Consider the following 24,924-nt stretch of genomic DNA (forward strand, 5'->3'; position numbering starts at 1 on the left):
GCCATGAGAGCCCGAAGAAAGAACTCGCGCGAGAAAATTCTCGCTGCGGCGGCCGATGTCGCACGGGAGTCCGGGCCAGGCAGTCTGTCGCTGGAAGCGGTCGCCAGTCGCGCCGGCGTATCGAAGGGCGGGCTGCTCTACAATTTTCCGACCAAGGCCAAATTGATGCAGGGGCTGGTCGAAGGTTATCTGCGCGAGTTTGAGCAGGCGCTGGAAACCGCCCGCACGAATGACAAGGACGAAAATCCGCTGGCCGTCTACATCAGGCTGTCGGCCAATGATTGCGAGCAAAAACGGCCGTCCGCGTCCTGGATCTTCTCGGCTATCGCCGAGGATCCCGATTTCATGACGCCGATAAAGACATTCAAGCGGCAGCTTTTCGAACGGCTGAAGGGCGAAACGCCCGACCTCAAATCGCTGCTGGTCTGCTATCTCGCCATCGAGGGATTGCGCAGCATGAACCTCTTCGATTCGGATGTCCTGTCGAAAGGCGAGCGAGACTTGCTGGTATCGTCCTTGCTGGAGATTGCTGGATAGGCGCGCCGAGCGCGCTCACTTCGCGGCGCGCTCGATGTCTCGGCGCAGGACGATCGCGGTGTCAGGTGCTCGACACCGCCATCACCGGCGATCAGATTGCGCATCGTGTCCAGCTTGTCGTGGACGCACCTCGCTTGCGGTGGCCGCTGAACTGCCCATTCCCTGCCTCTTTTTCGGTCCCGCGGGGATTGCGGGGAAGTGACCTAAAAGCCGGCAATTTTGGACATTAGTCTTGACACAAATACATATGTTCAATACCCGTCAGGCAATTGAACGAGCCTGCATTATGGGAGGAAAGCGGTATGGCTTCCAATGTTTCGCTGACGGGCCTTGCCCGCGATCTCGAGGAACGCGCCAAGACCGGCAAGCCTATCCGGATCGGCTTGATCGGCTCCGGCGAGATGGGAACCGACATCGTCACCCGCGTCGCCCATATGTCGGGCATCGAGATCGGCGCCATTTCCGAACTGAACCTGCCCGCCGCCACCAAGGCGGTGGATATCGCCTTCCAGGAAACCGGGCATTCGCGCGAAGTGTCGAACGCTTCGGCGATGACGGCGGCAATGGAGGCCGGCAAGGTGGCGGTCACCAGCGATGCCAGCCTTGTCATCAACAATGATCTCATCGACGTCGTCATAGACGCTACCGGGGTTCCCGCCGTCGGCGCCGAGATCGGACTGCGCGCCATGGAGCATGGCAAGCATCTGGTGATGATGAATGTAGAGGCCGACGTCACCATCGGCGCCTATCTGAAGAGCGAGGCCGACCGGCTTGGCGTCACCTATTCTCTGGGTGCCGGCGACGAGCCGTCCTCCTGTATGGAACTGATCGAGTTCGTCTCGGCCATGGGGCACCCGATTGTTGCCGCCGGCAAGGGCAAGAACAATCCGCTTAACATCGATGCGATCCCCCCGGACTATGAGGAAGAGGCCAGGCGCCGGCACATGAATGTCCGCATGCTGGTCGAATTCGTCGACGGCTCGAAGACCATGGTCGAGATGGCGGCGATCGCCAATGCCACGGGGCTGGTGCCTGACAAGCCAGGCATGCATGGCCCGACTGCCACGCTTGGCGAATTGTCCAAGGTCCTGGTGCCCCAGAAGGATGGCGGCTTGCTGTCGAAGGTCGGCGTCGTCGATTATTCGATCGGCAAAGGCGTCGCGCCCGGCGTCTTCGTCGTCGCCGACATGTCGCATCCGCGAATCTCCGAGCGCATGGAAGATCTGAAGATGGGCAAAGGCCCCTACTTCACGTTCCACCGTCCCTATCATCTGACCTCACTCGAGGTGCCATTGACCTGCGCCCGCGTCGTCCTCTACGGCAAGGCCGACATGGTGCCGCTGGCGAAGCCCGTGGCCGAGGTCTGCGCGGTGGCCAAGAAGGATATGAAGCCCGGCGAGAGACTCGATGCGATCGGCGAATATTGCTACCGCGCCTGGATCATGGCGACGCCGGATGCGCGCGCGGCCAAGGCCATTCCCTGCGGCCTGCTGCAGGGCGGCTCGGTCACCGCGTCGATCAAGAAGGGCGAACTCATCACCTATGCCAACGCCGCTCCCGCAGCGGGCTCCAAGATCGCCGAACTGCGCGCCCGCCAGGACAAGCTCGTCTACGGGTCCGTGGAGGCGTGATCATGGCAGGAGCCAGCAAAGCCGTCACTGATAGTCGCGCCAACCTGCCTTTCGTCTATCGCCAGTACAGCGCCGAGCGGCTCAGGGAGGTGCTCTACAAGATGTACCTCATCCGCCGCTTCGAAGAGGGCGCGGAGGAGTGCTACACGCGCGGCCTCATCCACGGCACCATGCATCTGTCGATCGGCCAGGAAGCCAGCGCCATGGGCGTCTGCATGCCTCTATCCGAGGATGACCAGATCACCTCGACGCATCGTGGCCACGGCCACTGCATCGCCAAGGGCGCCGAGGTCAAGCGCATGTTCGCCGAGTTCTTCGGCAAGACATCAGGCTACTGCAAGGGACGCGGTGGCTCGATGCACATCGCCGACGTCGCCAAGGGCAATCTCGGCGCCAACGGCATCGTCGGCGGCGGCATTCCGATCGCCGTCGGCGCCGGGCTATCCTCCAAGATGATGAAGACGGGCAAGGTCGTGGTCTCGTTCTTCGGCGACGGCGCCAACAATGAAGGCGCCTTCCACGAGGCACTCAACATGGCGGCGATCTGGAAGCTGCCGGTGATCTTCGTCTGCGAGAACAATGGCTACGGCATGTCGACATCGACGGCCCGCTCGACCGCGGTCAAGAACATCGCCGAGCGCGCCGCCGCCTATTCGATGCCGGGCGTCATCGTCGATGGCAACATTTTCTCCGAGGTCGCCGAGGCGTCTCATCAGGCCGTCGCCCGAGCCCGCGCGGGCGAGGGGCCGACGCTGATCGAATCCAAGACCTATCGCCATCGCGGCCATTCCAAGAGCGACCGCAACCGCTATCGCACCAAGGAGGAGATCGAGGACTGGATGTCGAACCGAGATCCGATCACGCTGTTCGAGAGCGAGCTCAGGGAATTCGGCTTCATCGACGACAAGGGTATCGAGGCCATCCGTGGAGCGGTGTCGCAGGAGATCGCCGACGGCATCGAGTTCGCCAAGGCGAGCCCGTCGCCGGACGTTCGCGACACCGGGGACTATGTCTACACGGAGCAGGCGTAATGGACGCGATGGTGCGTGAACTGAGCTACGCCCAGGCGATCCAGGAGGCCATGGCGATCGCCATGGCCATGGACGAACGCGTCTTCCTGATGGGCGAGGATATCGGTGTCTATGGCGGCGCCTTCCAGGTGACCGGCGATCTGGTCGAGCGCTTCGGCACTTCACGGGTGATCGACACGCCGATTTCCGAATTGGGTGGCGCTGGCGTCGCGGTGGGTGCTGCCCTCACCGGCATGCGGCCGATCTTCGAATTCCAGTTTTCCGATTTCGCCACCCTGGCCATGGAGCAGATCGTCAACCAGGCGGCCAAGATGCGCTTCATGCTGGGCGGCGAGGTCTCGGTGCCGGTGGTGATGCGCTTTCCCGCCGGCTCCGGCACCGGCGCGGCGGCCCAGCACAGCCAGAGCCTCGAAGCCTGGCTCGGCCATGTGCCGGGCCTGAAAGTCATCCAGCCGGCAACGCCCTACGATGCTAAAGGCATGCTGCTGGCGGCTGTCGCGGATCCCGATCCGGTGATGATCTTTGAGCACAAGCTGCTCTACAAGGTGAAGGGCCCGGTGCCTGAAGGCTATTACACCGTGCCGATCGGCAAAGCCGATATCCGTCGCGAGGGCCGGGATCTCACCATCGTCGCCACCTCTATCATGGTGCAGAAGGCGCTCGACGCCGCTGCAGCGCTGGAGAGCGAAGGCATCGACGTCGAGATCGTCGATCTGCGAACCATTCGGCCGATGGACAAGCAGACCATCATCGACAGCGTCAAGAAGACGTCGCGGCTGATGTGCGTTTACGAAGCTGTGAAGACGTTGGGCATCGGCGCCGAGGTCAGCGCCATGATCGCCGAAAGCGAGGCGTTCGATTATCTCGACGCGCCGATCGTGCGGCTGGGCGGCGCTGAGACGCCGATCCCCTACAATCCGGAGTTGGAAAAGGCCACAGTGCCGCAGGTTCCGGACATCATCACCGCCGCGCGCGACCTCGTGAAGGGGGTTCGCTAGTCGATGCCGACCGAAGTCATTCTTCCCAAGGTCGACATGGACATGGCGACCGGACAGATCTCGCGCTGGTTCGCCGAGGAGGGCGCGCGCGTCAAGAAGGGTGATGTGCTGTTCGAGATCGAAACCGACAAGGCGGCGATGGAGATCGACTCGCCGGCCAGCGGCGTGCTGCGCGATGTCACCGGCAAGGAGGGCGTCGATATTGCGGTCGGCGCGGCTGTTGCCTGGATTTATGCCGAGGATGAAAGCTATGTGCCAATCTCCCCCCTTGAGGGGGAGATGTCGACGAAGTCGACAGAGGGGGTTGCCCCAGGAGGCACCGTCTCGGCGCCGAGCACTGCCGAGATGACCCCACCCGACCGGCCTTTGGCCGGCCACCCTCCCCTCAAGGGGGAGGGGGGAACCCGCGCGACACCTTTGGCACGGCGCTTGGCTCGCGAGGCAGGCCTGAACCTCTCCGGCATATCCGGCACAGGTCCATACGGTCGCGTCGTCAAAGCAGATATCGATGAGGCACTTTCCTCCCCCCTCGACGGGGAGGTGTCCGCGAAGCGGACGGAGGGGGTCCTCTCAGAAGGCACCTCCTTTGCGCCGAGCCAAGTCGAGCCGACCCCACCCGACCGGCCTTTGGCCGGCCACCCTCCCCTCAAGGGGGAGGGGGACGTTCTGCGCCTGTTCGAGCAAGGCTCCTATGATCTCGTCCCGCATGACAACATGCGCAAGACCATCGCCCGGCGCCTGGTCGAGGCCAAGACCACCATCCCGCATTTCTACCTGACGCTCGACTGCGAACTCGATGCGCTGCTGGCGCTGCGTATGCAGATCAATGCGGCAGCGCCGGTGAAGAAGACCGACAAGGGTGATGCTCCCTTCTACAAGCTGTCGGTCAACGACATGGTCATCAAGGCGATGGCGATGGCGCTGAAGGCGGTGCCGGATGCCAATGCCTCGTGGACGGAAAGCGCCATGGTCAAGCACAAGCATGCCGATGTCGGTGTTGCCGTGTCGATCCCTGGTGGGCTGATCACGCCGATCATCCGCAAGGCGGACGAAAAGACCCTGTCCACCATTTCCAACGAGATGAAGGATCTGGCCAGCCGCGCCCGCAGCCGCAAGCTGAAGCCGGAAGAGTACCAGGGCGGCACCACGGCGGTGTCCAATCTCGGCATGTTCGGCATCAAGGACTTTGCCGCCGTCATCAATCCGCCGCATGCGACGATCCTGGCGGTCGGCGCCGGCGAGGAGCGGGCAGTGGTCAAGAACGGCGAGATCAAGATCGCCACCGTGATGTCGGTGACGCTATCGACCGACCATCGTGCCGTCGACGGTGCGCTGGGTGCCGAACTGCTGGTCGCCTTCAAGCGATTGATCGAGAACCCGATGGGCATGCTGGTTTAATGCATGGCGGGGGTGTAGTAGCCCTGCGAATCCGGCTCACAAACAGAACGCCTTGTTTTCTCGCGCGTGAAGAACCCTGACTTCACCGATGCCGGTGACCCGTGGCTGGATACGCTGATCGCCTCACCGTGGCAGTCGCGTGCCGACTGGGCGACGGAGGGCCATTGGTTGAGCATCAACCTGCCGACCGCGCTGCCGGCGGAACAGCCGCGCATCGGCCGCGACAAGATCGCCTGCTAGGCCGAGATTGTGGACAGCGATGGTAATCGCACGGTGATCACTATTCCGCGCGGCCGCGACCCATGCCAGCCAGCCTGGCGACGAAATCGCGGCGATCGACGCTGGCTTCGTCAGCATCAATCGGTTGAATTGGTTTGGCGAAACGCGCCTGGACGAACGGCTTCTGGACGGGATACCGAGCCGGCGGAAGAGCCAGCCGATTCGGAATCGCGCCAACGCCGGGGTGGCTCGACCCCCTGTGCGTTGTCATCCAGATCACCAACCTGTCAGCGGTTAAGTTGCGCCAATCCTGTGCCCATGCTTGAACCTGCCGCGATTTCATTCCACATCGATGAGGATGAACGGCAAGACAGGAGAACGGCGGCATCTGCTGTGGGGTTTGCCCGCATCGATGATCCTGCATGCACTCATCGCAGCGCTCCTGGTCTACAACGTGCCCAAGGCTCCAGAACAGCCGCAGCAGGAGCAAGCGGTCAATGTCGCGCTCGTGCCCCCTCCTGATCAGCCAAAGCCGAAACCGCAGCCAAAGGAGCCCAAAGCCGAAAAGCTGCCGGAGCCGAAGGCTGAAAAACCACTCGAGCAGAAGATTGAAAAGTCAACTCCGGCGGAAAAACAGCCGCCGAAGCCCTCGCCGATCGAGGTTCTGAAGCCTGTTTTTCAGTTCGGCGACAGGGATAGCGGCCCCAGGAAATCTCTGGATGGGGCCAGCGCTCAAGACAACTCGCCCTCGCCGGCCAAGGATGAACAGCCGAAGCCGGCTGCCGTGCCGAAGCAGACAGACGACAAAGTTACCGCCTCGGCAGACCCAGCGGAGCCAGCAGCGAAAGAGATCGAGCCCACCCAGGAGAAGCAACCAGCTTCGGCCAAAGACGTAGATAAGCAGCAGGCGGACAAACAGGAACCGGAAGCGGACGACAATGGCAAGCAAGCAGCCGCGTCACCGACACCGTTGGCTGCTGCCGCCGATGACGGTGAGATCGAGCTTCCGACATCAGTCGAAGCGCCGAATCCCAGACCCACAAATGCGCCGAAGCCCGAGCTGCCAAAGGTCTCGAAGTCCGCAAGCGAGAGCGCCAGCAGGCCAAGTTCCGCAGACGTCGCCGCTGCATCGCGGCGCTATTCAGGGCTTCCGGGTGTTCGCAAACTCTATTCGCAAGGCGCGACCGGCGATGCGTCGGCCACAAGCTCGATGGCCGGAGTGCCTCGCGGCAAGCGGGCTGCCAAACTTTGCGCCAGTGCGTTGCAGCAGCAATTGCTGGATGCCTCATATTTTCCCGAGTTGATCCCAAGTGTTCCGCTGAAGGCCGGCAATATCCTTGACGCTCCGGATGTCGCCTTCCGCACGACAACCACCTGGTATCATCTTGGCTTCCGATGCGAGGTCGACACCAATGCGACGAGGGTCTTGTCTTTCAATTTCCGTGTCGGGCCAGTGATCCCGGCCGACCAATGGGTCCGCCTTGGACTGCCTGTTCGCTAAGAGCTAGGCCGGCACACCAAACCCAGCCAATTGCCGGCTAACTTCATGCCAATCGGCGCATACGAAATCGGCACCGGCAGCCGTCAGCCGCGCGCTGTGCTCTGTATAAGTGTGGCCGCCGCCGGTATAGCCGATCGCTGTCATGCCGGCGGCGACCGCGCCCTGGATGCCGAAGGGCGAATCCTCGATGACGATGCAGTCGGCGGGATTGGCGCTCATCTTGTCGGCGGCGAACAGAAAAATGTCCGGCGCGGGCTTGCCATTCTTGACCATGGAGGAGCTGTAGATCGCATCGCCGAAAAACCGCGCCAGTCCGGTCACGGCCAAGCTGTGATTTATGCGCTCGACGGAGGAGGATGAGGCAACGCAGCGATCACCCCCAAGCGTCTCCAGAAAGGCGGCTATTCCCGCTGTCGGGTTCAATTCCTCGGAGAACAGGACCTTGGTCTCGGCCCAGATGTCGCCGTCCGCCGCCGCCGGAAACTGGTGGCCGGTCAAATCCCTGATCTTGGCGATGATGTCGGACTGCTTCATGCCGATGCACTGGGCGATGATGCCGGTGTTGACGCCGGACATGCCGTGCTTTTCATAGACACGCTCATAGGCCCGGGCGGCCAGAGGCTCGCTGTCGACGAGGACGCCGTCGCAATCGAAAATAATAGGCCTTGGTCGCGCCACGCGCTTCTCCATCGAGTCAATTCCGCACATCGCTATCGGCAAAAAAACAAACGTTCAATAGGGCGGGTGTTTTGGGCCACAAGCCGGCAGCTCAAAGCTGGCGCAGCGCATCGCTCGCACGCGAAGTCCCGAGCGCCCGTTGCATGGCTTGCCGGGACTGTGCGCGATCCGGCGTTATCCAGTTCGGCTCGGCACCGAGGAAGCGGTCGAGGAAGGCAACCGCGTAGGCCGGCATCTCGGTCACGTTCTCGCGATAGGACCACCAGGTGCGCAGATCGTCTGCGCATTTATCGATGCTGGGCGCCGTGCCGAATTCTTGCTCGTGGATCGCCGAAATCGCCGAGACGCAGTAATTGGTATAGAGGAATCCTTCCGGCCAGAAGCGGACGATTTCCAGCGTGCCGGCATTCGTTTCCGTCTCGATCAGCTGGGTAAGGCCGGAGATTTCCCTGGCCGGCGCCTGTTTGATCAACTCGCGCAGCACCAGGCCGGCGGCAAAGACGATGAAGTCGGCGCGATCGATCGCGGCGAAGCGCTTCTGCGCCTCCATGATCTCGACCCAGTCGAGAAAAGCCCTGGTGAGCTTGGCCTCATCGATCTCGAAGCGAACGCCGAACGTGTCCGAGACCACCTTGGCGCTGCCGCGGAACGTGGCACGGAACCAGCGCAGCTGCCGCAATCGATGCCGAAGGTCGGGCATCAAGGCCAGTTCGTCCCTGAAGGGCAGATCCATATTCCTCGTATCCTGTTTCCTCGTTAGGGTAGCACAATGGCGCCGTCGCTGAAATCTGTCAGCGTTCCTGTGGATGACCGCAGATATGGTCAATATCATACATATTGACATTCTCGGAAACAAATGTTCTCACTTTGCTGTTGTCACGTGCCGGTCCAATGTGCGGTCAACTGAGGCTTCGGGAGGAGAACCGAATGGCGATTTGGCAGTGGGGACTGCTTCTGCTGGTTATTGTGTGGGCGCTGCAATCGCTCGGCGTCTGGCTGCAGATGCGACACTATTCGGATGTGTTCAGGGGCGTCACCGATCAGTACAAGGATGGCTTCGTCGGAGCCGGCAATTTTCGCGGTCGATTGGCCAAGGGTACCATCGCGCTTGTCGTGGTGACACCCGATCTGGTCGTACGCCGCCTGATGGTGATGAGCGGCCGTTCCGTGTTCACCAAATTCAAAAGACATGAAGAGTTCGAGGGCGTTCCCCTCGATCGACTCCGGTCCAACCCTGCAATCATGGGGGAGGGGGAATCCGGTGTGGCCGAGGCCGTGAAACGGGCGATCGAACAGATCGACAAAACACGGTCGGAGCCGGGGAAGAAGCCGGGTCTGTCCGGCTTGAACATAGCAAGGGCCTAGAGGACGGATGATTTTCAGGTCGGATCGACCTGAATCTGAATCCACCTCTAAATCAAAGGGACAGAGGACGCCGCGCACCGACTGGAATGAACCGGCGGGTGGCATAAGGAGGAGAAATGTCTGTATTTTCGTTGTTGGCGCAGCATGCCGACATGGCGGTGCACAATCTGCATGTCGCAGGTGCCATGGTCTCGGATGCTGCATTGCATGGCAAGCTCGCCGCCGAGCATGCTTCCGATCACCTCGTTGTCCTTGCGCAAGCGGACAGTGGACCGATCACCGTCGATCAGTTCAAGGAAAAGCTGAAGGACGTCCAGCAGGAAGAGCAACTCGGCTGGCTCACCGCGATCGGCAAGTATTTCATCGGTATCTTCCAGAAGGGCGGCGAGGTGTTCGCCGGCTTCGTCACCGGCATCATTCCGACGCTGGTGGTGCTGATGACGGCCTTCTACGCCGTCACCGAACTGGTCGGCGAAGAGCGCGTGCACGGTCTGGCGCGGGGCGCCGGTCGGGTCGCACTGACGCGCTACACGCTGTTGCCGCTGCTGGCGGTGTTCTTCCTCACCAATCCGATGGCCTACACGTTCGGATCGTTCTTGGAAGAAAAGCACAAGCCGGCCTTCTATGACGCGGCCGTTTCCTATGTTCACCCGCCGCTCGGCCTGTTCCCGCATATCAATCCCGGCGAATATTTCGTCTGGGGCGGCATTCTCGTCGCTCTGCTGGAGCTGGAAAAGAAGGGCGCCGTCGTCGCCGGTTACCACGTCAAGGTGGCGATCTGGTACGCCATCGTCGGTCTCGTCGTCATCCTGCTGAAGGGCATGCTGACCGAACGCATCACTTCCATCATGGCGCGCCGCCAGGGCGTCGAGCTGTAAGGGCGGGGAGGACATCATGGACAAGATATACAAAGCCGTACAGATTTCCCAAGGCAAGACCGGCTGGGGCGGCCCACTGGTCATCGAGCCGACCGCACAACGAAGCAAGGTTGTTTCGGTGACTGGCGGCGGCATTCACCCGGTGGCGCAGCTCATCGCCGACATGACCGGTGCCGAAGCCGTCGACGGCTTCAGGGCGCCGCCGATCGAAAGCGAGATGGCGGTCGTGGTCGTCGACTGCGGCGGCACCGCACGCTGCGGCGTCTATCCGCGCAAGCGCATTCCGACCGTCAACCTGACGCCGGTCGGTCAATCCGGGCCGCTGGCCCAGTTCATCACCGAAGACATCTACGTTTCGGGCGTAAAGCCGGCCAACATCAAAATGGCGGACGGATCCGAAACGGTCACCACTGCAGGGGGAGCAGCAGCGATGGGTTCGAGCAATAGCAATGCCACTGCAGTACCACAGCCGCTGCCAAGCGAGGGTGGGCTGATCGGCCTCATCAGCTCGATAGGCCGCGTCATGGGGCGTATCGTCGGTATCTTCTTCAATGCCGGGCGCCGCACCATCGATCAGGTCATCCGCAACGTGCTGCCGTTCATGGCCTTCGTGACCATGCTCATCGGTCTGATCCTGTACACCGGCATCGGCGATGTGCTGGCACAGCCGATGGGGCCGCTGGCCAACAACATCGTCGGCCTGCTGATCATCTCGGCGATCTGCGGCTTGCCGTTCCTGTCGCCCATCCTCGGGCCAGGCGCTGTCATCGCGCAGGTCATCGGCGTCGCCATCATCGGCCCGCAGATCGCCAACGGCACGATTTCGCCTGCGATGGCGCTGCCGGCGCTGTTTGCCTACAATACCCAGGTCGGCTGTGATTTTGTCCCCGTCGGCCTGGCGCTCGGCGAGGCGAAGCCGAAGACGATCGAGATCGGTGTTCCGGCGGTGCTGATCAGTCGCCAGATCATGGGCCCGGTCTCGGTGCTGATCGCCTGGGTCGTCAGCCTGATCGTGTTCTAAAGATAGTTGGAAAATGAGGTTCGCCATATGACGGTTCTTCTGAGAACGCGGGTCACTTCCGTCGGCCCCGAAGTGGCGGACCTCGCCGAAGCGGGCGTGGTCATCCTGTTTGCGGATGGCTCGCCGCCGGAGCTTGCCGAGGTTTCGGTGCTCCATCAGACCGAGCAGAGACCAAGTGACGGAGCGCCCGCCAAGGGCGCTTCGATCACCCTCGGCCCGGTTTCAGCTTCCATAACGGCGGTCGGCGCCAGCGCATGGAGCAAGGTGTTGGAAATGGGCCATGTCGTAATCTCGTTCAACGGCGCCGCCGAGGCCGAGAGGCCAGGCGAAATCTGCGCATCGCCGGTCGATCCGGAAGCGCTCGTGGCCGCCCTGAAGACCGGTACGATCATCACCATCGCCGCCTGACGGCATTCGCGCCGTCACCCATCTGGCGGTAGCGCCAGGAAAAGCAGAGTATTTGCCATGGAACGCTCGACCATCGTCAGAGTGCATGAAGGTCTGCACGCCCGTCCCGCGACGCGGTTCGTCAAGCTCGCCAAGGGTTTCGAATCCGATGTCGAGCTGGTCAAGGACGGCAAGGCGGTGAGCGCCAAGAGCTCGGTCAAGCTGATGCTGCTGGCGGTCAAGGAGAACCAGGAGGTCACCGTTCGGGCCAATGGCGCCGACGCCATCGAGGCCATCGAGGCGTTGATCGGCTATCTGGAAAATCCGAGGGCCGGTCTCGAGGATGAGGAACACCAGCCGACCGGCGATACCGGGCCGAAGCCGGCGGTCAAGCCCGCAACCGAATCCGCACCGGCGTCACCTCGAGCTGCAACCGGCTTGCGTGGTGTGGCCGCGAGCGAAGGCTTCGCCATCGGCCCGGCCTTTGCGCATTTCCCGCCTGATATCGCCGGGCAGGGCCGCGTGTTGCAGGCCGAGGAGATTGCCGGCGAGATCGACAGGTTCCGCGCCGCTGTCGCCGCAGTCCAGACGCGCATGGACCATGCGCTGGCGCAGGACAGCCTGTCGGCTGGAGACCGCGGCATCGTCGCCGCGCTCCGTGACATCGCCGCCGACGCCAGCCTGACCGGCGAGGCCGAAAGCCTGATCAGGGGCGGCAACGACGCGATTTCGGCTGTCATCACGGCGGCGTCCACCATCGCCGCCGATTTCAGCGCTGTCGATGATCACTATCTCAACGCACGGGCGGATGACGTCCACGCGGTCGGCCGGCAGATCTGCCTGGTGCTGCTTGGACAGGACGATGTCAGCCTCGAGAACATCCCTCAGGGAGCTATCCTGATTGCCGATGACATCGGTGCCTGGGATCTGGCGCGCGCGCCGCTGAAGCGCATCGGCGGCGTGATATGCGGCCATGGCGGCGCGACCTCTCACATCGCCATTATCGCCCGCTCGCACGGCATTCCGGCGGTGCTCGGCCTCGGCGACCATGTCAATGCCTTGCGCACCGCGCGAGAAGTCGCGCTCGACGGCAACAATGGCCATGTGATCATCGACCCCGACGAGGCGACCCGCGCCGATTTCGCCGGCCGCGTCGAAGCGGCGGCAAAAGAGCGCGCCGGGTTGACCGTCTTCAAGACGGTGACGCCGAAACTCGCCGACGGCAGGATCATCGAGGTCGCGGCCAATATCGGCTCGCTGGAGGAAATCGAGGCAGCACAGGAGGCCGGCGCGATGGGCATCGGCCTGTTCCGCACCGAGCTTCTGTTCATGCGCCACATGCACCTTCCCTCCGAAGACATGCAGGCGGAGACCTACGCGGCGCTGGCCAAGGCATTCTCGCCATATCCGGTCATCGTGCGGACGCTCGACATTGGCGGCGACAAGCCGATTGTCGGCATCGAATTTCCCGACGAGGAAAACCCCTTCTTGGGCTGGCGAGGCATTCGCATGTGCCTCGACCGGCCCGACATCTTCAAGCGCCAGCTGCGGGCGCTGCTGCGGGCGGCCGTGCACGGCAACATCAAGGTGATGTTGCCGATGGTCTCCGATATCGGCGAGGTCAGGCAGACGCGTGTTCTGGTCGATGAATGCGCCGCCGAACTGAAGGCCGAGGGTGTGCCGCACGCGGCGTTCGATCTCGGCGTGATGATCGAGACTCCGGCCGCCGTGCTGATCGCCCCGGCGCTGGCCAGGGAGGTCACTTTCTTCTCGATCGGCACCAATGATCTCACTCAGTACATCATGGCCGCCGACCGGCTCAACCCGACCGTGGCCAAGCTCAACGACGTCACCAATCCGGCGGTCATGTCGGCAATTGAAATGACGGCCAAAGCCGGCGTCGCCGCCGGCATCATGGTCGGCATGTGCGGTGAGGCGGCCGGTCGTCCCGACCTTATCGCCACCTTCGTGGGGATGGGGCTGACCGAGCTATCGATGAGCCCGGCTTCGATCCAGCGCGCCAAGAAGGCGATCATGGCGATGGCGGCGGAAGGCTAGCCGGAGTCTCGACAATTACGGCAAATGGGCAAGCAAGGTGGCGAAAACGGATGTCAGTTCGGCGATCGGGTTCGCCATGGCGCAGGCCTGAACGATACGGTCGCGGCGAATATCGGCTGCCAAGATCGCGATCTCCAGCATATCAGGTTCCGGCGAACCGTCCCTGCCGGTGGTTGCCAGGCCGCAGGCCAAGACGAGCGGCGCCAGGCAGCTTATGTCGAGCGCTTGGCCGCTCGCCCGCGCCGACGTTTCCGGCGCGGTCTCGGCAAAGCGAACGGGACGCTGGTTGAGGCACTCGACCAGCAGCGCCGAACAAATGGCCGCGATCGCCTGCAATCCGGCGCCCGGCGCGGCCAATGCGGCCAAAAGGTCGCCATGCCGCTTGCGCATCGTGGCATGGACGGCGGCAAAATCAGCTTCGTGGATGCGGGCATTGTCGATATTCAGGCCGGCAAGCACCGCCTTGGTCAGATAGTACATATCGCGCCGGAACAGGCGCTCCGCGCTCAGCTGGCGATCCTCGTTGCCGACCGGGAAATAGGTGCCGAGGCCCTTCACGGTTGTGCCGTCCACCTTTATCGGGCGCTCGTGCGGGACGAAGGATTCAGCGATCGACAGCGCTTCGTCGACTGCACTCGCGGCATGGCTGAGCAGGTCTTCGATGCCCTTGCCCGGAAACGACGGCAGATGGCTGGTTGCCTCGCGCAGAATACTGGCGTCGCCGCTGCCGTCATGGCGGCTCTGGCGGATGGCATCGCGGACTTCCCGCAGCCGGTCCTTCAGGTTGACGCGGACATCTTCGGAGATTTGTCGGAGCATGGCGGATCGCCTCGAAATTGCTGCGGATGGCCACCAACAGCGAGTGGCCACCACCTCTACATTGTTCCTATCGATTGGTAGATCAATAGGCGATACTAGACCAGCATGCAGAATCGGCGACGGCGCGCTCGTCCTTCGCCGCAGGGGGGAGAGACACGCGTGGGCAGGCGACGACAGGGTGAAAACGGCGACGGCCGCGGCGAGGCAACCGAGCAGGTCGCCGGCGAGAGCCGGACCGATCGCCTCAGGATCCGCGCCGCCTGGATGTATTTCGTCGAGCAGATGACGCAGAACGAGATCGCCGATGTGCTCGGCGTCGGCCGCGTCACCATCGTGCGCATGCTGGCGGATGCCCGCGCACGCAATGAAGTCAAAATCAGCATTGAGAGCGAATTGTCGGAGATCGTGCGGCTGGAGCGCGCCCTGGAAAAGACGTTCGGCTTGCAACAGGCGCTGGTGGCACCGCTTTCCGCGCCCAATGCCGACCCGGTCCAGGCGATCAGCGCCAAGACCGGCAGCTTCCTGTCAGATACGATGAAGTCCGGCATGCGCGTCGGCGTCGGCTGGGGCCGGACGCTGTTCTCGAGTCTGCCCTTCATCAGTGCCAAGTCGCTCACCGACTTCAAGGTCATTTCGCTGCTTGGCGGTGTCGGCGTCGTGCGGCGCTACAACCCGGCAGAGTTCGCCTGGCGCTTCGCCCAGATCTTCCAGGGTGACGGCTATCTGATCCCGACGCCGGCGGTAGTCGACAGCGTCGAGACCAAGATCGCGCTGGTCGAGCGCTGCGGCCTGCAGGAGGTTTTTGAGATGGCCAACGTGCTCGATGCCGTTCTGCTGAGCGTCGGCGGCATCGCCTCGGCCACGACCTTCTCTCTGGGCGGCTTTCTCAAGGAAGCGGATCGGGAGGCCCTGCTTGCGCGTGGCGCCGTTGGCGACCTGCTGTTCCATTTCTTCGACCGCAATGGCGATTTGGTCGACCATCCCGTCAACAGCCATGTGATGTCGGTGGACGTCGACCGTCTGCGCAAGGCGCCGATCCGCATCCTCACCTCGGGCGGTGCGGAGAAGACCGAGGCGCTGCTCGGCGCCATGACCCTGATCGCGCCAACGATCCTGATCACTGACGAGGAAAGCGCACGGCGCATGCTGGAAGCGGTCAGCGGAAGCTGAAGCTGTCCGTAATATAGTCCGGCCACGCCTGCTGTTCGTCGAAAACGGCGGCGAGATCCGGTGTGCCCGCCAGTATTCCACTGAGCACCAGCGCCGTGGCGACGCCGGCGCTGTTTCCTCCTGATATGTCGTGCTCGACGCTGTCGCCGATGCAGACCACGGTGCCGCGGTCCGGCTCGCCTGCCAGCGCCAGTGCCGCGTCGAAAATCGCCCTGTAGGGCTTGCCGATGCGGGTGACGTTGCCGCCCAGGCTCTCATAGAGGTCCGCCAACCTGCCGGCGCCGAAGCGTGGGCCGAGGGATGTCAGCATGACGGAGTCAGGGTTGGTGCAGAAGCATGGCACCCGCCGCGCCGCTGCCGGCTCGAGCAGGTGGCGGTAATGGTCGAGGTCGTAGCGGTCACCCTCGCTGGCCGAGATCAGCACCAGTTCGGCGTCTTCGCCTGCCTCGGTCAGCATAAAAGGCAGGCCCTCGATGGCCGTGCGATCGTCGTCGCGGCTGATCAGCAGGCATTTTGTCCCCGGGCGCAGCTCTCCCGATGCCGCCATGTCATGAAAGGATCGCCACGCGACCTCTCCGGAGGAGACAAAATGGTCCCAGCTTCCCGGTTCGAAGCCGAGTTTTAACAGCCGGCTTTCATTGGGCTGCGCCCGCTTGCCGGAATTGGAAATCAGCACCACGGTCTTGCCGGCGTGCTTCAGAGCCCGCAGGGCCGCCACCGCGCCCGGATAGGGCCATGTGCCGTCATGCAGCACCCCAAACTGGTCGAGCAGCAACACTTCGTAGCGTTCTGCCAGCGGCCCGATGCCGTCCAGACGTTCGATCCGTTTCACGCTCACAGAAGCCCCGCTTGACTTGCGCCCTTCAGCGCCAGCCGCGCTGTGCCGGCGGCGGCTTCGTCGGAAAGCACGGGCAGGAAATCGACGCCCAACTTGCGCTGCCGGATCGCAGTCCAGGCCGGGTTTGCCGCGCCACCGCCGACGCTCCTGACCGATGTCAGCGCAGGAGCGCCGAGTTCGGCAAGCCTGTCATAGCCGAGTGCTTCGATCGCGGCGATGCCCTCGAACATCGCCTGGAGATAGTCGGCGTCGTCCGTTGGACGGGGCACAAGGCGTGGCGGCAGCGCCGGATCGGCGATCGGGAAGCGCTCGCCAACGGTGCTGAGCGGGTAGTAGTCGAGGCCGGTCGTGGTCGTGGGGTCGATCGCCGCGCTGAGTTCGATGATCCGCGCGAGCGGAAAATGCTGGGCCAGCACCTTGCCGCCGGAATTCGACGCGCCGCCGGCCAGCCAGGCATTGCCGAGCCGATGGCTGTAGATGCCGAAGCGCGGCGCCGAGATCGGCCGATCGGACAGGATCTTGATGGTCAGCGAGGACCCCAGCGCGGTGACGCCATCGCCGATGGTCGCTGCGCCGGTTGCCAGGAACGAGGCGCAGCCATCCGTGGTGCCGGCGACAACGGCCACGTCGCGCGGCAAGCCGAACAGGTCCGCGGTGGCAGCGGTGAGGGCGCCGGTGACATCGCCCGGTTCGACGACGCGCGGCAGCAACTCCATGCGCATGCCGGTCGCTGCGATCCAATCCGGCCAACGGCGGACTTCGACATCATAGCCTGTCTTCAGGGCATTGTTCTCATCGCTGACATCGAAGCGGCCGGAGAGGTTTCCGGCGATCCAGTCAGCCTGGTGCAGCATCTTCGCGACGCCGGACAGGCGCTGAAACTGGAGCGCCTTGGCAAGCCCTGATGTTGGGCCATGCGCAGCACTTCCACCCGGCGCCTCGCGGATGATCGCGGCCAGGATGTCGTCATCGGTGACCTTGTCGTTGTACATCAGCGGCTCGGCCAGCGGTCGCCCGGCGCCATCGATCGGCAGCAGCGTGCCCGACGTGCCGTCGACGGCGATGGCGCGGACCGCTGCACGATCGATGCCGGAAAGCAGTTCCGTCAGCGCTGCGCCAGCCGTCGACCACCACACGGCGGGATCGCGGGGGTTTGGGCCGAACCTGTCGAGCGGAACAGCCGAATGCCCGGCAATGGAGAAATCCGGACGCATCGCCACGGCGCGCGCACCCGACGTGCCGATGTCGATGCCTATGGCAAGTGGCATCATGGCATCGGTCCTTTTCGGGATCATGCTCCGCCGGCCGCGTTGAGTTTTTGGCGATACTGCTCGGCGTCCCAGTTGATCAGCTCGTTGTTCTCGGCGGCGGTGAGATAGTTCAGCCGCGCCGCGACGTCGATGCGCGCCGTCACGTCGGCGAGGCAGCGTTGCATGGCGTCGGCTCCGGCACTGGCATCGCCGCGCATCAGTACGCCAGCGCCGGGAAACAGGATCGCCGCCGGCGCCGTGCCCAGCCGCGCGACGACATCCGCCGCGGTCTCGCCAGGCCCCGCCACGACGGAACCCGGGCCCAGGAAGATGACGTGGTCCGGATAGAGGCTGCCGCCCTCCGCCATGCGGCGGCTCTCCGGGTCGAGCGCGACCGCATGCGCTTCGACATTGGCCGGCAACCTGTAGCCGCTGTCGCCGGCAAGCACCGTCAAGGCGGCAAGGTCGGGCGGCGCGGTCGCGCGCGCCGGCCGGGCCAGCAGGGACCTGACTCGGCGTAGCAGAAGCTCCGCCCCGGCGACGGTTTCTGCGGCGACGACCAGCCCGTGATTGCCAAGAACCAGCACGTCGACATCAGGTCGAAGCTTCTCGGCAATGCCGCGGGCAAGCGGCAGGCCTGGCCGGAAATAGGGTACATAGGCCCATTCGATGCCATCGAGCCGCCTGGCGACCTCGGCCTCACCATCGGCTTGCACGGCAAGCGAGATGGTGTCGACGCAGTGGACATGCAGAACGACGCGCTGCGGCATAAGGGCGTGGACCGTGGTCTCGATCGACGGGCGCAGGCCGCGCGGGTTGAGCGCCGCGATGGTGAAACCCTGCGGCTGGTCGGCGGCGCGGTCGCGCTGTTCGACAGCCTTGAGCAGCGGCGCCATGGCCACCGGCACCATGATGTCGTCGCTGAGCGCATCCTTCAGCCATGTGCCGGAGGCCTTGATCCATAGCGTATCGCCGGCTTTCAGCGAAGTGTTGCCGCCTGCCGCCTGGGTCAGGTGCGGGCTTCGCCCGATGCTGGCCGAAAGCGCCCGCAAGGCCGCCAGTTCCTTCGCGTCAGCTTGGGTTGCCATGGCGCTTTTCCTCCAACGGCTCGGCCGTGTCCTGCGCGAAATCCCGTTGCCGGGTCGAATTGGCGCTGATATCGCAGATACGAGTGATCTACGTCAATAGTGATCTACTATCATCAAAACCCGCTTGCAATCCGCCTAATGTTGAGTAAGTTGCGCCAATTGCCACGGAAAAAGGCACTCGGGAGGAAAGAGTGAGCGACTCCGGCCGCCAGCGTCAGATCGTTGAACTGCTGCGGGATCGCCCGTTCGCCTCGGTGCGCGAGCTTCAGGAGCGGCTCGGCGTTTCCGCCGCGACGGTCAGGCGCGACATCGACAGGATCGATGAAGCCGGCGAGGCGCGAAAGGTCTATGGCGGCATCTCGGCGCTTGACGGTGCTTCCCAGGCAGGTGTCGCCTATGCGAGGCCCTATGACGAGAACCGGGACCTAGCGGTCGAGGCCAAGCGGCAGATCGCCGCCCTTGCCGCGACGATGGTGCGGGACGGCGATGCAGTCATCGTGCATGGCGGTTCGACCTGCTTCCATCTCGGCGTCAAGCTCGCTGAGCGCAACATCCGCCTCTACACCAACTCGATGCCGCTGGCGGCCTATCTGAGCGACCACGGCCATTGCAGCCTGACCGTTGCCGGCGGCGACCTGCACCGCGAACCCGGCATCATCCATTCGCTCATCCAGCCCGTGCCCTTCTACGGCTCGAAATTCTTCCTCGGCGCGCAAGGCATTGGCCAGGAAGGCGTGCTGGAATCGCATCCGTTGCTGGTGCGCTCCATCGTCGACCTCAGCCTCTGCGCCGACCAGATCGTGGTGCTGGCCGACAGCCGCAAATTGTCGATCCATGCACGCAACGTCGCTCTGCCGCTTTCCCGCATCGGGACGCTGGTCACCGACGACGGCCTCTCCGACACCGACGCGCGCATGCTGGAAGATGCCGGCGTCATGGTGCGGATAGCCTCATCCTCGGGAGCCATGCAGTGAAGGTGGCGGTTCTCGATTTCGGCAAGACCAATTCGAAGCTGTTCGTCTTCGATCAGGACGGACGCATTCTCGACGAGCGCCGGACACAGCCGAACTGGGTGCCCCAGGGTGGCTTCAGCGTGCTCGACGAGGCAACGCTCCACGATTGGGCGCTCAATGCCGTCGCCGATGCGGTCGGCAGCCACGGTGTCGAGGGGCTGATGGTGTCGGGCCATGGCTGCACCTTTGCCTTGATCGACGAGACGGCGCTCACACATCCGATCCTCGACTACGAGCAGGAGCCGCCGGCCGAGATTGCCGCGCGGATCGATCGCCGCATTCCGGATTTTGCCGAAACCTTCTCGCCGCGACTGCCGCTCGGCTTCAACTACGGCCGCCACATGCTGTGGCTGCAGGAGGTCGATCCCGGCGCGTTCGCTGCGGCGAAATCGATCCTCGGCTATCCGCAATATTGGAGCTGGCGCCTTGGCGGGCGGGCGGTCTCGGAAGTGTCCTATCTCGGCTGCCACTCGCATCTGTGGGCGCCGCGTAGCCAAGACTTTTCCTCGCTGGTCGATGCCCAGGGCTGGCGTGACCGGATGCCTTCCTTCGAGCGCGCCGGCGCCGTGATCGGCGAACGGCACCTCGGAGGTTCGGCGCGGCCAGTCGGCATCCACAATGGCGTCCATGACTCGAATGCGGCGCTGCATGCCTATCGCCGGCAAGAGCTCGGCCCGGTCACCGTCGTTTCGACCGGCACCTGGGTCGTCGTGCTCAATCCCGACTGCCCGCTCGACGCGCTCGACCAGGATCGCGACATGCTGGTCAATGTCGATGTCGATGGCGGTCCGGTGCCGACTATCCGCTTCATGGGCGGACGCGAATTCGCAACCATCAGCGGCGGCTGGCACGGCGAAATCGGCCTGTCCGCGATACAACGAGTGATCGACGCCGGTATCATGGCGCTGCCCAGCTTCGCGCCGGGCGGGCCGATGGCCGGCCCGTCCGGCCTGCTGGTCGGCCGCACGCCCGATGCCGAGGAACGGGCGGCCGTGGCTTTGCTTTATGTCGCGCTGATGGTCGATCTGTCGCTCGACCTGATCCATTCGCAAAACACCGTGATCGTCGATGGTGGGCTGAACGCTGGCGGTTTGCTCGCCAGCCTGCTGGCGCAGTTGCGCCCCAGCCAGGCCTTCCTGCAAGGCGCCACGCTGGAAGGCAGCGCCACGGGTGCCGCGGCGCTTGCCTTCGAGAGTGTCGGGCGCGAATTTGCCGCCGAGGTTCCGGAGCCGGTGCACGCATCGCGTTTCACTGGATTGGCGTCCTATCGCGATGATTGGCATGCCTTCGCTATGGATCGGGGCATCGCCGGTGCGGCGGCGGGAGGCGCGCGATGAGCGCGGCTGCCAAAGTCGAGACGGCGCGCCAGCCGGTGCTGGAAATGCGGCACATCTCCAAGACATTCGGTGCGATCCGCGCCTTGCAGGATGTCTCGCTCAGCGTCCATGCCGGCGAATTGCATGCATTGATGGGCGAGAACGGCGCCGGAAAATCAACGCTAATGAAGGTGCTTTCAGGCGCCTATCGGCCGGATGCCGGCGGCGAGATCCTGATCGACGGCATGCCCGCCGTGACCGGCGATCCGATCAAGGCGCGCGCCAGCGGCGTCGCGGTGATCTATCAGGAGCTGTCGCTGGCGCCCAATCTGACGGTGGCGCAAAACATCTTCCTCGGCAACGAACCACGCCGTTTCGGCATCGTCGACCGTGACCAGTGCACCCGGCGGGCCACGGAGATCATCGCGCGTCTCGGCGTCTCCTTCTCGGCCCGCGACGTGGTCTCCAGCCTGTCGCTTGGCGAGCGCCAACTGGTCGAGATCGCCCGCGCGCTGTCGACCAATGCGCGCATCATCGTCATGGATGAGCCGACGACTTCACTGACCTCGCGCGAGACCGACCGGCTGTTCGAGGTCATTGCGACGCTAAAATCGCAAGGCATCGCCATCATCTACATCAGTCACCGCATGGAAGAGGTCTACCAGCTTGCCGACCGCGTCAGCGTGCTGCGCGACAGCGGTTATGTCGGCACGCTCGGGCGGGCCGAGCTCAGCGCCTCGCGCCTGGTATCGATGATGGTCGGCCGCGATCTGTCCGCCTTCTACAAGAAGGACCATAGGCCGCCGGACGAAAAGCGCGCGGTGGCACTCTCGGTGCGCGGCATGTCCGACGGCCGTCTCCTGAAGAACTGCTCATTCGACCTGCACAAGGGCGAGGTGCTGGCGTTGGCGGGTCTGGTCGGCTCCGGCCGCACCGAGCTTGCACGGCTGATCTTTGGCGCCGACAGGCGCACATCCGGCACGCTGGAACTCGACGGCGAGCCTGCAACCATCGGCTCGCCGCGTGAGGCGCTCGATGCCGGCATTGCCTATCTGACCGAGGACCGCAAGGAACTCGGCCTGTTCCTCGACATGTCGATTTCCGACAACATCAATATGGGCGTGCTGGCGAAGGATGCGGGCGCAGGCGGCTTGCGCGACTTCGCGGCCGCCGAAAGACGCGCTTCCAAGGCTGTTGCCGATCTCTCCATCCGCACCGGTTCGGTGCAGGCCAATGCCGGCTCGCTGTCGGGCGGCAACCAGCAGAAGGTGCTGCTCGCCCGGCTGCTCGAAACCAAGCCGAGGGTCGTCATCCTCGACGAGCCGACCCGCGGCGTCGATGTCGGGGCAAAGTCGGAAATCTACCGGCTGATCGACAATCTCGCCAAGCAGGGCATCGCCGTCCTGATGATCTCCAGCGAACTGCCGGAGGTGATCGGCGTCGCCGATCGCGTGCTGGTGATGCGCGACGGCACGATTTCGGGCGAGGTGACGGCAAGCCAGGGCGAGCCGCTCAGCCAGGAAAAAATCATGGAACTTGCAACGGGAGCGGCTCAGCAATGACCGACAAGGCGACCGAGATCAGCGCAGGCGGCCAGGCCACGGGCGCGAGCCGGCGGTTGCGCACGGCTTTCGCCGCCCTCGGCATGCTGCCGGTACTGATCCTGCTGGCGGCCGGCTTCCAATTCCTGAACCCGCGTTTCCTGACCGAGACCAATTTGCTGATCGTCACACAGCAATCATCGATCAACATCGTGCTTGCGGCCGGAATGACCTTCGTCATCCTGACAGGCGGCATCGACCTGTCTGTCGGCGCCATCCTTGCTGCCTCGGCGATGGTGGCGGTGATCGTATCGCTGGTGCCTGATTGGGGCCTGCTCGGCGTGCCGGCGGCCATTCTGGTCGGCCTCGGCTTCGGCGTCATCAACGGGCTGCTCATAGCATATATCAAGCTGCCGCCCTTCATCGTCACGCTCGGTTCGCTGACCGCTGTGCGCGGCGTCGCCCGCCTGCTCGGCCAGGACACGACGGTGTTCAACGCGGACCTGCCGTTCGACTTCATCGGCAACGGTTCGCTGTTCGGCATTCCGTGGCTGGTCATCATCGCGCTGTCGGTGGTGGTGCTGTCTTGGCTGGTGCTCAAGCGCACCGTGCTCGGCACCTGGATCTACGCCGTCGGCGGCAACGCCGAGGCGGCACGCCTGACCGGCATCAAGGTGCCGCTGGTGCTGCTCTTCGTCTACGGCGTTTCCGGCCTGCTGGCCGGCCTTGGCGGCGCCATGTCGGCGGCCCGGCTCTATGCCGCCAACGGCTTGCAGCTCGGCCAGTCCTACGAACTCGACGCCATTGCCGCGGTCATTCTCGGCGGCACCAGTTTCGTCGGCGGCGTCGGCTCGATCTGGGGCACGCTGATCGGCGGCCTGATCATCGCCGTGCTCTCCAACGGGCTCATCTTGGCCGGCGTTTCGGACATCTGGCAGTACATCATCAAGGGATTGGTCATCATCGTGGCGGTCGCCCTCGACCGCTACAGGCTCCAGGCCGGAGCACGAACGTGATTGACCTTAGTCGCCGGCGTCAACGACCGGTTTGTGTAACGCACCGTGAGAGGCGCGGGGCAATCGGAGGAAAACAATGAAGACCATCGCCAAACTGCTCTGCGGCGTCGCACTCGCGTCGCTCGCCATCGCGCCTGCTTCGGCCAAGGACCTCAACAAGGTCGGAATCTCGGTCGGCCTGCTCGGCAACCCCTTCTTCGTCGCCACCATCAAGGGCATCGAGGACGCGGCCAAGAAGATCAATCCGAAGGTCGAGGTGACGTCGGTGTCGGCCGATTATGACCTCAACAAGCAGGTCTCGCAGGTCGATTCGTTCATCGCCGCCGGCGTCGATGTGATCATGCTCAACGCCGTCGACGCCAAGGCTATCGCGCCGGCGGTGAAGAAGGCGCAGGCTGCGGGCATCGTCGTCGCCGCCTTCGACGTTTCGGCACCCGGCGCCGACGTCACGGTGATGACCAACAACGTCAAGGCCGGCGAAGAGGCCTGCCAGTACCTGGTTGACCATACCGGCGGCAAGGGCGACTACGTGATCCTCAACGGGCCGGCATCCTCGTCGATCCTGGAGCGGGTGAAGGGCTGCAAGAACGTGCTGGCGCAGCATCCCGAAATCAAGATCCTCTCCGACGACCAGAATGCCGAAGGCTCGCGTGACGGCGGCCTGAAGGTGTTCCAGTCGCTGCTCACCCGCTTCGACAAGATTGATGCGGTGTTTGCCATCAACGACCCGACGGCGATCGGCGCCCAGCTTGCGGCCAAGCAGCTCAACCGCTCGGAGTTCCTCTTCACCGCCGTCGATGGCGCGCCCGATATCGAGAAGGAACTCTCCTCCGGCACTTCTATGATCAAGGCTTCGGCCTCGCAGGACCCCTATGTGATGGCCGGCCAGTCGCTGACGATGGCGGCTGAACTGCTGGCCGGCAAGAAGCCAGCGGAGCCGACCGTGCTGCTCGACCCGAAGCTGATCACGGCTGAGAACCTGAAGGACTACAAGGGCTGGACCGCGGCCCGCTAAACGTCCCTCAGCAGCGTGGGGGGGGGGGGGGGGGGGGGCGCCGCGGGGGGGGGGGGGGGGGGGGGGGGGGGGGGCGGGGGGGGGGGGGGGGGGGGGGGGGGGCGGGGGGGCGGGGGGGGGGGGGGGCGCGGGGGGGGGGGCGGGCGGGGGGGGGGG

General features: G+C 64.0%; 24 protein-coding genes. 18 read left to right on the plus strand and 6 right to left on the minus strand.

The genetic code is table 11. The features are described from left to right. Window positions 1–3 precede the first annotated feature (3 nt). The 7 genes from NKJ90_RS18950 to NKJ90_RS18980 all read left to right on the plus strand — a co-directional run bounded on the left by NKJ90_RS18950 (window position 4) and on the right by NKJ90_RS18980 (window position 7,315). The gene (locus NKJ90_RS18950) at window positions 4–537 is read left to right on the plus strand and encodes a TetR/AcrR family transcriptional regulator (RefSeq protein WP_023757349.1); all 534 of its coding nucleotides are present in this window, start codon (window positions 4–6) and stop codon (window positions 535–537) included. Between the two features lie 302 nt (window positions 538–839). Then, the gene (locus tag NKJ90_RS18955) at window positions 840–2,168 is read left to right on the plus strand and encodes an NAD(P)H-dependent oxidoreductase (protein ID WP_023757348.1); all 1,329 of its coding nucleotides are present in this window, start codon (window positions 840–842) and stop codon (window positions 2,166–2,168) included. 2 nt (window positions 2,169–2,170) lie between these two features. Next, a complete protein-coding gene (locus tag NKJ90_RS18960; protein ID WP_023757347.1) occupies window positions 2,171–3,199 on the plus strand; it encodes a thiamine pyrophosphate-dependent dehydrogenase E1 component subunit alpha in 1,029 nt (342 codons plus the stop codon). Further along, a complete protein-coding gene (locus NKJ90_RS18965; RefSeq protein WP_023757346.1) occupies window positions 3,199–4,197 on the plus strand; it encodes an alpha-ketoacid dehydrogenase subunit beta in 999 nt (332 codons plus the stop codon). The genes NKJ90_RS18960 and NKJ90_RS18965 overlap by 1 nt, the downstream gene beginning before the upstream one ends. Window positions 4,198–4,200: 3 nt before the next feature. Then, window positions 4,201–5,595 carry a pyruvate dehydrogenase complex dihydrolipoamide acetyltransferase gene (locus NKJ90_RS18970; RefSeq protein WP_352486473.1) on the plus strand — a complete coding sequence of 465 codons (1,395 nt, stop codon included), beginning with the start codon at window positions 4,201–4,203 and terminating at the stop codon, window positions 5,593–5,595. Window positions 5,596–5,661: 66 nt separating this feature from the next. Then, a complete protein-coding gene (locus NKJ90_RS18975; RefSeq protein ID WP_023757342.1) occupies window positions 5,662–5,835 on the plus strand; it encodes a hypothetical protein in 174 nt (57 codons plus the stop codon). 337 nt (window positions 5,836–6,172) lie between these two features. Then, window positions 6,173–7,315, plus strand: coding sequence for a DUF930 domain-containing protein (locus NKJ90_RS18980; protein WP_023757340.1), 1,143 nt, complete (start codon window positions 6,173–6,175; stop codon window positions 7,313–7,315). Between the two features lie 3 nt (window positions 7,316–7,318). Here the strand turns inward: NKJ90_RS18980 and NKJ90_RS18985 are convergent, their stop codons facing one another. Continuing rightward, window positions 7,319–7,993 carry an HAD family hydrolase gene (locus tag NKJ90_RS18985; protein ID WP_023757339.1) on the minus strand — a complete coding sequence of 225 codons (675 nt, stop codon included), beginning with the start codon at window positions 7,991–7,993 and terminating at the stop codon, window positions 7,319–7,321. Window positions 7,994–8,084: 91 nt separating this feature from the next. Then, window positions 8,085–8,726: a hypothetical protein gene (locus tag NKJ90_RS18990; protein ID WP_023757338.1), complete on the minus strand. Its 642-nt coding sequence runs from the start codon at window positions 8,724–8,726 to the stop codon at window positions 8,085–8,087. 194 nt (window positions 8,727–8,920) lie between these two features. Between NKJ90_RS18990 and NKJ90_RS18995 the strand changes: the two genes are divergently transcribed. The 5 genes from NKJ90_RS18995 to ptsP all read left to right on the plus strand — a co-directional run bounded on the left by NKJ90_RS18995 (window position 8,921) and on the right by ptsP (window position 13,702). Beyond that, window positions 8,921–9,358 (plus strand): transcriptional regulator GutM, encoded by a 438-nt coding sequence (locus NKJ90_RS18995; protein ID WP_023757337.1) that lies wholly within the window; start codon window positions 8,921–8,923, stop codon window positions 9,356–9,358. A 116-nt stretch (window positions 9,359–9,474) separates the two neighbouring features. Then, complete coding sequence (gene srlA / locus NKJ90_RS19000) at window positions 9,475–10,236, plus strand: PTS glucitol/sorbitol transporter subunit IIC (RefSeq protein ID WP_023757336.1); 762 nt, start codon at window positions 9,475–9,477, stop codon at window positions 10,234–10,236. A gap of 16 nt (window positions 10,237–10,252) precedes the next feature. Then, the gene (gene srlE, locus NKJ90_RS19005; RefSeq protein WP_023757335.1) at window positions 10,253–11,257 is read left to right on the plus strand and encodes a PTS glucitol/sorbitol transporter subunit IIB; all 1,005 of its coding nucleotides are present in this window, start codon (window positions 10,253–10,255) and stop codon (window positions 11,255–11,257) included. Between the two features lie 27 nt (window positions 11,258–11,284). Further along, window positions 11,285–11,665, plus strand: coding sequence for a PTS glucitol/sorbitol transporter subunit IIA (locus tag NKJ90_RS19010; RefSeq protein WP_023757334.1), 381 nt, complete (start codon window positions 11,285–11,287; stop codon window positions 11,663–11,665). Window positions 11,666–11,722: 57 nt separating this feature from the next. Further along, window positions 11,723–13,702, plus strand: coding sequence for a phosphoenolpyruvate--protein phosphotransferase (gene ptsP, locus NKJ90_RS19015; RefSeq protein WP_023757333.1), 1,980 nt, complete (start codon window positions 11,723–11,725; stop codon window positions 13,700–13,702). 15 nt (window positions 13,703–13,717) lie between these two features. Here the strand turns inward: ptsP and NKJ90_RS19020 are convergent, their stop codons facing one another. Beyond that, window positions 13,718–14,521, minus strand: a complete 804-nt coding sequence (locus NKJ90_RS19020) for a hypothetical protein (RefSeq protein WP_023757332.1) — start codon at window positions 14,519–14,521, stop codon at window positions 13,718–13,720. 159 nt (window positions 14,522–14,680) lie between these two features. On the opposite strand from NKJ90_RS19020, the gene NKJ90_RS19025 reads away from it, so the two are divergent. Beyond that, window positions 14,681–15,691 carry a sugar-binding transcriptional regulator gene (locus NKJ90_RS19025; protein ID WP_023757331.1) on the plus strand — a complete coding sequence of 337 codons (1,011 nt, stop codon included), beginning with the start codon at window positions 14,681–14,683 and terminating at the stop codon, window positions 15,689–15,691. Here the strand turns inward: NKJ90_RS19025 and NKJ90_RS19030 are convergent. The 3 genes from NKJ90_RS19030 to NKJ90_RS19040 are packed head-to-tail and all read right to left on the minus strand — an operon-like array spanning window position 15,678 to window position 18,867. Continuing rightward, window positions 15,678–16,529, minus strand: a complete 852-nt coding sequence (locus NKJ90_RS19030) for a TIGR01459 family HAD-type hydrolase (protein WP_023757330.1) — start codon at window positions 16,527–16,529, stop codon at window positions 15,678–15,680. The genes NKJ90_RS19025 and NKJ90_RS19030 overlap by 14 nt on opposite strands. Further along, window positions 16,526–17,800, minus strand: coding sequence for an FGGY-family carbohydrate kinase (locus NKJ90_RS19035; RefSeq protein ID WP_023757329.1), 1,275 nt, complete (start codon window positions 17,798–17,800; stop codon window positions 16,526–16,528). The genes NKJ90_RS19030 and NKJ90_RS19035 overlap by 4 nt, the downstream gene beginning before the upstream one ends. A gap of 20 nt (window positions 17,801–17,820) precedes the next feature. Next, window positions 17,821–18,867: a class II aldolase/adducin family protein gene (locus NKJ90_RS19040; protein ID WP_023757328.1), complete on the minus strand. Its 1,047-nt coding sequence runs from the start codon at window positions 18,865–18,867 to the stop codon at window positions 17,821–17,823. Window positions 18,868–19,058: 191 nt separating this feature from the next. Between NKJ90_RS19040 and NKJ90_RS19045 the strand changes: the two genes are divergently transcribed. The 5 genes from NKJ90_RS19045 to NKJ90_RS19065 all read left to right on the plus strand — a co-directional run bounded on the left by NKJ90_RS19045 (window position 19,059) and on the right by NKJ90_RS19065 (window position 24,768). Continuing rightward, complete coding sequence (locus tag NKJ90_RS19045; RefSeq protein WP_023757327.1) at window positions 19,059–19,841, plus strand: DeoR/GlpR family DNA-binding transcription regulator; 783 nt, start codon at window positions 19,059–19,061, stop codon at window positions 19,839–19,841. Then, window positions 19,838–21,217, plus strand: a complete 1,380-nt coding sequence (locus NKJ90_RS19050) for an FGGY-family carbohydrate kinase (protein WP_023757326.1) — start codon at window positions 19,838–19,840, stop codon at window positions 21,215–21,217. The genes NKJ90_RS19045 and NKJ90_RS19050 overlap by 4 nt, the downstream gene beginning before the upstream one ends. Continuing rightward, on the plus strand, window positions 21,214–22,758 hold the full coding sequence (locus tag NKJ90_RS19055) for a sugar ABC transporter ATP-binding protein (protein ID WP_352486474.1): 1,545 nt from the start codon (window positions 21,214–21,216) through the stop codon (window positions 22,756–22,758). Before NKJ90_RS19050 ends, NKJ90_RS19055 begins: the two co-directional genes overlap by 4 nt. Further along, the gene (locus tag NKJ90_RS19060; RefSeq protein ID WP_023757324.1) at window positions 22,755–23,753 is read left to right on the plus strand and encodes an ABC transporter permease subunit; all 999 of its coding nucleotides are present in this window, start codon (window positions 22,755–22,757) and stop codon (window positions 23,751–23,753) included. The genes NKJ90_RS19055 and NKJ90_RS19060 overlap by 4 nt, the downstream gene beginning before the upstream one ends. Window positions 23,754–23,829: 76 nt before the next feature. Beyond that, the gene (locus tag NKJ90_RS19065) at window positions 23,830–24,768 is read left to right on the plus strand and encodes an ABC transporter substrate-binding protein (protein WP_023757323.1); all 939 of its coding nucleotides are present in this window, start codon (window positions 23,830–23,832) and stop codon (window positions 24,766–24,768) included. Window positions 24,769–24,924 lie beyond the last annotated feature (156 nt).

The sequence above is a fragment of the Mesorhizobium sp. M0051 genome (assembly GCF_040323235.1).
Taxonomy (GTDB): Bacteria; Pseudomonadota; Alphaproteobacteria; order Rhizobiales; family Rhizobiaceae; genus Mesorhizobium.

Bases quoted from the DNA above. Each gene is read 5' to 3' on its own strand.
- NKJ90_RS18965 (WP_023757346.1), top strand. From the start codon at position 3,199: ATGGACGCGATGGTGCGTGAACTGAGCTACGCCCAGGCGATCCAGGAG.
- NKJ90_RS19040 (WP_023757328.1), bottom strand. From the start codon at position 18,867: ATGGCAACCCAAGCTGACGCGAAGGAACTGGCGGCCTTGCGGGCGCTT.
- NKJ90_RS18980 (WP_023757340.1), top strand. From the start codon at position 6,173: ATGAACGGCAAGACAGGAGAACGGCGGCATCTGCTGTGGGGTTTGCCC.
- NKJ90_RS19010 (WP_023757334.1), top strand. From the start codon at position 11,285: ATGACGGTTCTTCTGAGAACGCGGGTCACTTCCGTCGGCCCCGAAGTG.
- NKJ90_RS18990 (WP_023757338.1), bottom strand. From the start codon at position 8,726: ATGGATCTGCCCTTCAGGGACGAACTGGCCTTGATGCCCGACCTTCGG.
- NKJ90_RS18970 (WP_352486473.1), top strand. From the start codon at position 4,201: ATGCCGACCGAAGTCATTCTTCCCAAGGTCGACATGGACATGGCGACC.
- NKJ90_RS18950 (WP_023757349.1), top strand. From the start codon at position 4: ATGAGAGCCCGAAGAAAGAACTCGCGCGAGAAAATTCTCGCTGCGGCG.
- srlA (WP_023757336.1), top strand. From the start codon at position 9,475: ATGTCTGTATTTTCGTTGTTGGCGCAGCATGCCGACATGGCGGTGCAC.
- NKJ90_RS19020 (WP_023757332.1), bottom strand. From the start codon at position 14,521: ATGCTCCGACAAATCTCCGAAGATGTCCGCGTCAACCTGAAGGACCGG.
- NKJ90_RS18955 (WP_023757348.1), top strand. From the start codon at position 840: ATGGCTTCCAATGTTTCGCTGACGGGCCTTGCCCGCGATCTCGAGGAA.
- NKJ90_RS19055 (WP_352486474.1), top strand. From the start codon at position 21,214: ATGAGCGCGGCTGCCAAAGTCGAGACGGCGCGCCAGCCGGTGCTGGAA.
- NKJ90_RS18960 (WP_023757347.1), top strand. From the start codon at position 2,171: ATGGCAGGAGCCAGCAAAGCCGTCACTGATAGTCGCGCCAACCTGCCT.
- ptsP (WP_023757333.1), top strand. From the start codon at position 11,723: ATGGAACGCTCGACCATCGTCAGAGTGCATGAAGGTCTGCACGCCCGT.
- NKJ90_RS19035 (WP_023757329.1), bottom strand. From the start codon at position 17,800: ATGATGCCACTTGCCATAGGCATCGACATCGGCACGTCGGGTGCGCGC.
- NKJ90_RS19060 (WP_023757324.1), top strand. From the start codon at position 22,755: ATGACCGACAAGGCGACCGAGATCAGCGCAGGCGGCCAGGCCACGGGC.
- NKJ90_RS19065 (WP_023757323.1), top strand. From the start codon at position 23,830: ATGAAGACCATCGCCAAACTGCTCTGCGGCGTCGCACTCGCGTCGCTC.
- NKJ90_RS18995 (WP_023757337.1), top strand. From the start codon at position 8,921: ATGGCGATTTGGCAGTGGGGACTGCTTCTGCTGGTTATTGTGTGGGCG.
- srlE (WP_023757335.1), top strand. From the start codon at position 10,253: ATGGACAAGATATACAAAGCCGTACAGATTTCCCAAGGCAAGACCGGC.